Origin of the sequence: Clostridium sp. Cult3 (assembly GCF_021655115.1) — a bacterium.
Lineage (GTDB): Bacteria > Bacillota > Clostridia > Tissierellales > Tepidimicrobiaceae > PPXY01.
This window is the reverse complement of record NZ_PPXY01000009.1, coordinates 57893-66115: the sequence shown is the minus strand read 5'-3', so window position 1 is coordinate 66115 and position 8223 is coordinate 57893. Positions and strand designations below refer to the sequence as shown.

9 protein-coding genes are annotated in these 8223 nt (G+C 34.8%); 2 read left to right on the top strand and 7 right to left on the bottom strand.

Features of this window, described 5'->3' with window-relative positions; genetic code table 11:
• On the bottom strand, nt 1-675 hold a 675-nt coding region (locus tag C3E88_RS02365), incomplete at its 3' end, for a Ger(x)C family spore germination protein (protein ID WP_442870627.1).
• A gap of 10 nt (nt 676-685) precedes the next feature.
• Nucleotides 686-2134, bottom strand: coding sequence for a spore germination protein (locus C3E88_RS02360; RefSeq protein WP_236908443.1), 1449 nt, complete (start codon nt 2132-2134; stop codon nt 686-688).
• Between the two features lie 128 nt (nt 2135-2262).
• Between C3E88_RS02360 and C3E88_RS02355 the strand changes: the two genes are divergently transcribed.
• A complete protein-coding gene (locus C3E88_RS02355; protein WP_236908442.1) occupies nt 2263-2982 on the top strand; it encodes a LysM peptidoglycan-binding domain-containing protein in 720 nt (239 codons plus the stop codon).
• Nucleotides 2983-3126: 144 nt separating this feature from the next.
• Entirely contained in the window at nt 3127-3975 is an 849-nt protein-coding gene (locus C3E88_RS02350) for a DegV family protein (protein ID WP_236908441.1), read from the top strand.
• A 4-nt stretch (nt 3976-3979) separates the two neighbouring features.
• Here C3E88_RS02350 and pyrE read toward each other — a convergent pair whose 3' ends face one another.
• Genes pyrE through C3E88_RS02325 form a run of 5 tightly spaced genes read right to left on the bottom strand, consistent with a single transcriptional unit; the run spans nt 3980 to nt 8222 of the window.
• Entirely contained in the window at nt 3980-4543 is a 564-nt protein-coding gene (gene pyrE / locus C3E88_RS02345; protein WP_236908440.1) for an orotate phosphoribosyltransferase, read from the bottom strand.
• 1 nt (nt 4544) lies between these two features.
• Nucleotides 4545-5447, bottom strand: coding sequence for a dihydroorotate dehydrogenase (locus tag C3E88_RS02340; protein ID WP_236908439.1), 903 nt, complete (start codon nt 5445-5447; stop codon nt 4545-4547).
• The gene (locus C3E88_RS02335) at nt 5440-6180 is read right to left on the bottom strand and encodes a dihydroorotate dehydrogenase electron transfer subunit (RefSeq protein ID WP_236908438.1); all 741 of its coding nucleotides are present in this window, start codon (nt 6178-6180) and stop codon (nt 5440-5442) included. The genes C3E88_RS02340 and C3E88_RS02335 overlap by 8 nt, the downstream gene beginning before the upstream one ends.
• On the bottom strand, nt 6164-7033 hold the full coding sequence (pyrF, locus tag C3E88_RS02330) for an orotidine-5'-phosphate decarboxylase (RefSeq protein ID WP_236908437.1): 870 nt from the start codon (nt 7031-7033) through the stop codon (nt 6164-6166). The genes C3E88_RS02335 and pyrF overlap by 17 nt, the downstream gene beginning before the upstream one ends.
• A complete protein-coding gene (locus C3E88_RS02325) occupies nt 7020-8222 on the bottom strand; it encodes a dihydroorotase (RefSeq protein WP_236908436.1) in 1203 nt (400 codons plus the stop codon). Before C3E88_RS02325 ends, pyrF begins: the two co-directional genes overlap by 14 nt.
• Between the last annotated feature and the right edge of the window lies 1 nt (nt 8223).

Genomic DNA, 8223 nt, shown 5'->3' with positions numbered 1-8223 from the left:
AAATACAGCTGCCCCTATAACGGAGAGTTCATATTCACTATCTTTAGAGAATTTTTCTAATTTGTTTATTTGCTTTTTTTCTTTCCTTTCTATTATCCCTAAAACTGGTTGCCTACCCATATCATAAAAATGTCTCAAATATTCTGCCAAGTTAACATTGACAGTTTTTGGATTATATCTAAAATTCTCTACTAATTTCAATATATAGTTTCCAGGTATCTCCTCTAAACCTGCAGCAACTCCCATCACTTCATAGGCTTTTGCATCTTTTGCAATTAAAAAATATACCGTCTCCCTCAATTCATGATCCCTTACCAATATATCTATATCATTAGCAGATTCACCTTTAAGAAACCCTTCTCCAAAGATAATTATTTTGTTATGAGCAATATACAATCTTCTATCAAATTTTAAAGTTATATCCCTAAAAGCATCAAATATATTATCCCCAATTCCTTGCACATAGGTAACAGCAGAACCCTTACCCAGGACACTTTTTTCTTTTGCGGGTACAGGCTCTATTATCTCTGCAGTTACTATAACTTTATCATTTTCAAAGTCAAGACCTAAAACTAGGGTAATGCCAAGGGCATTTAACTCCATGGCATTCCAGCACCCAGTTAAGGCGATAGCTATGGTGACTAATATATTTATAAATAATATTTTCTTTCTCATACTCATAATGTCACTTCTTTCGTACGTTTCTTTGTCTTCGGATATTCCTCTTTTCTAAAGCTTTTGGTCTAAATATTAAAGTCCATAGTGGAAATCTAACAACAGAATCTTTAAGCCCTTGTTTGTCCCCAGGAGCTAAGGGAAAACCATAAGGAACATTAAAGGATTCCAAGGATATTATCTGAACTATTATAACTATCAGTCCACAAGTCATAGCATATAAACCCATGAACCCTCCCAGAATAATAAGTATAAATCTGTATATAATTATCGCTTCTGTCAGTGAAGGAACAGCAAATTCTGCTATGGCTGTAGCTGCAACTACAATCACCATAGGCGCAGATACTATTCCTGCTTCTACAGCTGCTTGACCTAGGACCAAAGCTCCTACGATACTTACTGCCGAACCAACTGCCCTTGGAAGTCTAATACCGGATTCTTTTATTAGCTCCAACATTAGTGTCATTAAAAATGCTTCTATAGCTGCAGGAAAGGGTATTCCCTCCCTGGCTCCAGCCATAGTTATTAAAAGCACAGTTGGTATCATCTCCTGGTGAAAGGTTTGTAGCGCCACATAGAGTCCAGGCAAAACTATACTTAAAAAAAGACAAAAAATCCTAAGCCATCTCAAAAAAGTTGCATAGAAAGGTCTTGAATAGTAGTCTTCACTAGTTTGAATATCTTCTATGAAAAATTTAGGCATAGTAAGTATATGAGGGGTCCCATCACAAAATACTGCAACCCTACCTTCTAATAATTTACCAGCCACTACATCTGGTTTTTGAGTATCTCCTATAGTAGAGATTAAAGATGTGGGGCTATCTTCAATCAACTGTTCAATATAACCGCTTTCCAATACCCCATCAATGTCTATATTATCTATCCTTTTTTTTACTTCTTCTAGCGCTTTCTCGTTTACAATACCCTGTATATATGCTATGGAAATCTTAGTTTTAGTCTGCTTGCCCATTATATAGTCTTCAAATACCAAATCATTGCTTCTTATCCTTCGTCTAAGCATTGCTTTGTTAGTCGTTATATCTTCAATAAAACCTTCTTTAGGTCCTCTAACTACCGCCTCTGCTTGTGGCTCTTCGATAGCTCTTTTTTTCCAATGATTTATGTTTATAATATAGCATTTACTGACCTTATCTATAAATATAGCAACGCTACCATAGGGCATTTTATCCGCTACTTCTTGTAAAGTGGATACCTCCTCCATTCCCGATACATACAAGATCTTATTTATATCCTTATCCCTGTCCAAGTTTAGTATCATGGGTTTTATTATGTCCCGATCTAATAAATCCCTGTCAATAAATCCCTCTATATAACAAACCATTAACTTCAAATTAGATTTGGTTTCAAACTCATATATTACTAAATCACTAGTATTGTTAAATAGACTTTTTACTTGTTCCTTGTTGGACTTTAACCCTTTTGATATCAATTTTACCATTCCTTATATATCTACTCCTAGATAGTATCACCATTCTACTCAAGATTATGATAGGTATTTAGAATACCATGAACAAAATATGAATCTTTTCAATATACTATATTAGAATGCTTAGAAAGGAGATGTTTATGAACTATCACGTAGTAAAACCTGGAGATACCATTTATAAACTAGCTCAAATGTATAATGTATCGGTGGAAGCTATTATAGAAGCCAATCCAGGAATTAATCCCAATATGCTTACCATAGGTCAAATGATATGTATCCCCCTAGGTCCTAAGGAAGAATGTCCCCCAGGTACTTCTTCCTACACCATTAGAAAAGGAGATACTTTATACTTAATTGCAAAGAAATACGATATTCCATTAAATCTATTGATAAAATCAAACCCAAACGTAAACCCAAATAATTTAATAGTTGGAGAAGTTTTATGTATTCCAATACATTGGTCTAGCTATAAGAGTAAGTTATATAGGATTTCTTTTAAATATCCATCCTCCTGGGAAAAGGTAGCAGAGGATTATTATGAAGGGCCTACGGGATACTTTATAGTTTCCGCTATTAACTCTGATTTACCTTTAGGTAAATTATGTGAAGAAGAAGCTTATCAAAATTTAAAACCTTACGGGTCAGAACCAAGTATAATGAACGTTAAAGTTGATAACCAAGAAGGATGTTTGATAATGCCGTCAAAGGATCAAACTAAAGAAATGGATAATCAGGCTGCCTTAATAGTAAAATATCCTAAACCTATAATGATTAATGGAATAGAATACAATTATGTGATAATATGGGCAGAAAAAAATCATATTCAAGGAATTAAAAATACATTACATTTTGTAGAGTAAACTCAAAAAGTCTATATAAGATCAAATTTGATCTTATATAGACTTTTTGGTTTCAACAAAAACATCATATAAATCTTTTTTATTTGATATAATAATAAACATTGCTAATATATTTATAATAGTATGCAAAGAGGAGGATGTAAAATGAACAATATTAAAATTTTCACCGACAGTACTAGTGATTTATCTAAAGAATTAATAGATCGAAATCATATAGCCATAATACCTTTATATGTAACTTTTGATGATGAAATCTATAGGGACAATATGGACATAGATCAATTAGGTCTTTATAGAAAAATTGATGAACTAAATAAAATTCCAAAGACATCTGCCCCATCCCCCCAAGATTTTGTTGATGCCTTTAAACCCCATATCGATAGAGGAGATGATATTATATATATTGGATTATCCTCTAAAATGTCAGCTACTATTCAAAATGCGAATATAGCAAAAGAAGAATTCCCCAATGGGAGAATTAGTATAATTGATTCTCACAATCTATCGACGGGTATAGGCCTTTTAGTAATGAAAGCTTGTGATTTTCGGGATAAAGGAATGAACATAGAAGAAATCTCAGAAAATATACAACAGTTAGTCCCTAAGGTAAGATCTACTTTTATAATAGATACTTTAGAGTATCTCCATCTAGGTGGTAGATTATCTGCCCTTCAAAATTTACTTGGTAGTGCTTTAAGAATAAAACCAGTAATCAAAGTGGTAGATGGTGAGATGACAGTAGCCCATAAGGTAAGAGGAAGAAAAAGTAAAGTTGTAGACTACATGCTTAATGATCCATTAATAAATGCTGAAAATATAGATCCTTCGAGAATTTTTATCACCCATTCCCAGGGAGGAGAATCAGTTTCTTATTTAAAAGAGCAATTATCAATAAATATTAATGCTGATGATATACATATTACCGATGCTGGTTGCGTTATTTCTAGTCACTGCGGTCCGGGAACCGTTGGAATATTATATATCGAAAAATAGCTGTCTATTTGACAGCTATTTTTCTACTTCCTGGTTTTATTATTGGTAAACTTTTTTTACATAGGGGACAATCTTCCTCATCATAGGTATTTATATTAAGTCTAGCACCACTATATAGAGGATATTTAATATTTCCACTACTCCTATCTACAATACAAGCAATGCCTACCACTTCACCACCTTGTTCTTCTACCACCTTAATGGCTTCGTAAGAAGACTTGCCAGTAGTTACTACATCTTCAGATATTAATACTCTTTGACCCTTTTCTATGGTAAAGCCTCGCCTTAATTTCATCTGTCCCTCTTCTCTTTCCACAAATATACTTGGTCTTCCCGTTTGACGAGCTAATTCATAGCTTACGATTATACCTCCCATAGCAGGGCCAACTACTATGTCGAAGTCTATATCTTCTAACTTATTTACTATTAAACCAACTGCTTTCTCAGCCTGATCTGGATACATCATTAATTTAGCACATTGGACATAACCATCACTATGTTTCCCCGAAGATAGTAAAAAATGTCCTTCCATCAAAGCTTCCGTATCCTTTAATAACTTTAATAACATACTAAACCACCCCTCTTATCTCTTCTATGGACTTTATTCCTTCTTCTTTCATAAACCCTTCTATACCTTGTATTACATCTATACATATATGAGGATTTGTAAAGTTACCACTGCCTATTTGAATAGCAGAAGCTCCTGCCATAATAAATTCAATGGCATCTTTGTAATCCATTATTCCCCCTATGCCGATAACTGGTATATCTACTGCCTTTGATACCTCATATACCATTCTCAATGCAATAGGCTTTATGCATGGCCCAGATAGTCCTGCCACTGTATTATTAAATACGGGCTTTCTCCCATGAATATCTATAGCCATAGCACTAAAGGTATTTACAAGAGACAATCCGTCTGCCCCTGCTTTTTCACAGCATTGAGCCATATAGGCTATATCCTGAGCATTTGGAGATAGTTTGACTATTAAGTTTTTTTTGCATACCTGTCTAACTTCAGACACTACCTTATAAGCTATTTCAGATTTTATTCCAAAAGCCATACCGCCTTCCTTTACATTGGGACAGGATATGTTTAATTCTATTATGTCAATACTGGTTTCGTTTAATTTCTCAACGGATTGAATATATTCCTCTATAGTACCACCACCTACATTGGCCAACAGTACCGTATCCTGCTTTTCCATAAAGGGTAGCTCCTCTTTAATAAAGTTATCAATTCCTGGATTTTGTAGGCCTATACTGTTTAAAATTCCACCAGTTGTTTCATATATCCTTACGCCTTTATTCCCTTCTCGCTGGTTTAAAGTCAAGCCCTTGGTACATATACCTCCTAATTTTGACAAGGGAAAGTATTCACCATATTCTCTTCCAAATCCAAAGGTCCCTGAAGCTGCTATTACTGGATTTTTAAACTCTACCTGACCTATCTTAACCCTTGTATCAATCATAAAAGATTACCTCCTCCCCAGGAAAAATTGGTCCTTCCTTACATACCCTCTTCATCCCTGAACTAGTTTTAATGCTACATCCTAGACAAGCACCTATGCCACAAGCCATTCTACTTTCCATGGATATAAATACTGGAACCTTATCCCTACACATATCTACTACTCTTTTCATCATGGGAATAGGTCCACAGACCATGACCCCATCATATTTTTCTGGTATGAACAATTCAGTAACAAATCCTTTATGCCCAAAGGAACCATCTTCTGTGGTAATATATATATTGTCTACATGCTTTTGCATTTCATCTATATAGTAAATTTCATTTCTAAAACCACAATAAAAGTCTATAGGATTGTCCAATCGCTTCATAGTGTATATCATAGGAGCTATTCCAATGCCGCCGGAGATTATTGCAATCTTTCCCTTGACATCTAAGTCAAAACCGTTCCCTAAAGGTCCTAATAGCTCTAATCTCTCCCCTGGTTTCAATTTAGAAATAATATTAGTTCCTTTCCCCTTTACTTCATATAGAAAGGTAACCATCCTATCAGAAATATCACATATACTAATAGGTCGAGGTAAAAATGGATCTAATCCTTCCCATCCCCTTAGCATATAAAATTGTCCTGGATTTCCTAAAGGATTTAGATCAGTATTTACTTTCATTTCATATATATTTGTTGCTATTTGAGTATTGGAATGAATGATTCCCCTTCTATACCCTTCCTTCACTTTTAATATCCTCCTTCATAGCCAATACTGCCTCTCTTGCATATTTATCGAAATTTTCTGGGCCATCTTCATATTTATTATATGCGGTGATGATCCCTCTAGAGGAATTAACTATACCTCCATTACCATCTTTTAGATATAAAGCCACATCTTCACCCTTTCCTCCTTGATGTCCATATCCAGGAATTAGAAAGAACATGTTCTTGTACCTATTCCGAATCTCCTCCGCCTCATCCCTGTGGGTTCCCCCTACTACAGCTCCTATGGAACTATAACCACAATTTCCTATATATTTTGACCCTATTTCATTTAAGCTATCCCCTACATGATAATAAAGTCTTTCTAATTGTGTATTGACGTTTAAGTACTGTATATCCTTTGCCCCTGGATTGGAGGTCCTAAGCAATACAAACATCCCTTTTTCTCCAGTTTCAATATATTTTAGGTAAGGGGTTATGCTATCAAATCCCATATAGGGATTTAACGTGATAAAATCCACCTGAAAGTCCCCTTCAAAATGGGCTTTAGCATACATTTCAGCTGTAGAAGCTATATCCCCTCTTTTTATATCCCCTATGATAATGGACCCATTACTCTTTATATATTCTATAGTCCTTTTGTATCCAATCAATCCTTCAATACCATAGGCTTCATAGAAGGCTATTTGTAATTTATATACTGGCACTATATCCAAAGTATTATCTATTATACCCTTGTTAAATTGAAACAGTATCTCATCTATATCCTGATATTTTTCCTTAATATGATTGGGTATATGGTCTAGATGACTGTCCAATCCTACACATACATTTCCCTTTTTTTCAACTTCCTTAAATAGTCTATCTATTATCAATGTTTATCCCCCCATTATATTTAATTTCCCCTTTTCTAAGAGTAGCTACTACCCGTCCATAAACTTTCATTCCGTTAAAAGGGGTATTTTTCCCCTTAGATAGAAATTCTATCCCATCTATCCTAAATTCCTTATCTAAATCCACCAATACAATATCTCCATCATAGCCTACCTTGATCTTTCCCTTATTAGCTCCCATTAATCTCCCTGGTACTGCAGACATGATTTGAGATAATCTATTTAAGGATATATCTCTTGATCTTACCAGATGAGTGTAGCATATGGGAAAGGCTGTTTCTAAGCCAGATATACCGGGAGCACCATTTTCTTTATCCTCTTTTGAATGAGGGGCATGGTCTGTGGCTATCACATCCACGGTACCATCTTTTATGCCTTCAATAATCCCTAAAACATCTGTTTTTTTCCTTATTGGAGGATTCACCTTGTAGTCCATATCATAAAGGGCAATATGGTGAGGAGTTACTTCACAACTAATATTAGAAATCTCCTTTTTAGCTTTCCTAATAAATTCAATGGACTCCTTGGTGCTCACATGGGCCAAATGCAATGAAGCTCCTGTTAACTTAGATAGATATATATCCCTTAAGGTCATTAAATTTTCTGAAAGCCTTGTGTCTATATCCACTATTTCCTCATCTTCTTCATGGGCGATAATGGTTATACCCTTTTCTTTGGCCTCTTTCATAACCTGATACATGACTAAATTGGATTGTACTCCTTTCCCATCATCAGATATGAATTTTATCCTAGAATCTATACTATCTAGATGCTCTAAAGTTTGCCCATCGAAATCTTTCGTTATAGAGAGGGTCTGATGAACATCTATTAGATCCACTTCCTTTGATTTATTTAATACATAATCCACTACTTCTAAACTACTACATATGGGATCGGTATTAGCCATTAAATTTACTAAGGTATAACCTCCCTTTAACGCTGCCAAGCTACCTGTATATATATCTTCCTTATAGGTATATCCTGGTTCTCTGAAGTGCGCATGCATATCTATAAATGCAGGCATTACTACTAGATTACTAGCATCTACAACTGGGCAAGGATAATTTAAGTCCTTACCATAATCAGCAATCTTCCCCTCTGTTATATATATATCTCCTTTAAAATCCTTCGTCTCATCTACCACTCTACAGTTCTTAATCAAAATCTCCATC

Coding starts and splice junctions, on each gene's coding strand:
- pyrE (WP_236908440.1), bottom strand. CDS start 4,543: ATGTTATTAAAGTTATTAAAGGATACGGAAGCTTTGATGGAAGGACAT.
- C3E88_RS02325 (WP_236908436.1), bottom strand. CDS start 8,222: ATGGAGATTTTGATTAAGAACTGTAGAGTGGTAGATGAGACGAAGGAT.
- C3E88_RS02360 (WP_236908443.1), bottom strand. CDS start 2,134: ATGGTAAAATTGATATCAAAAGGGTTAAAGTCCAACAAGGAACAAGTA.
- C3E88_RS02340 (WP_236908439.1), bottom strand. CDS start 5,447: ATGATTGATACAAGGGTTAAGATAGGTCAGGTAGAGTTTAAAAATCCA.
- C3E88_RS02355 (WP_236908442.1), top strand. CDS start 2,263: ATGAACTATCACGTAGTAAAACCTGGAGATACCATTTATAAACTAGCT.
- C3E88_RS02350 (WP_236908441.1), top strand. CDS start 3,127: ATGAACAATATTAAAATTTTCACCGACAGTACTAGTGATTTATCTAAA.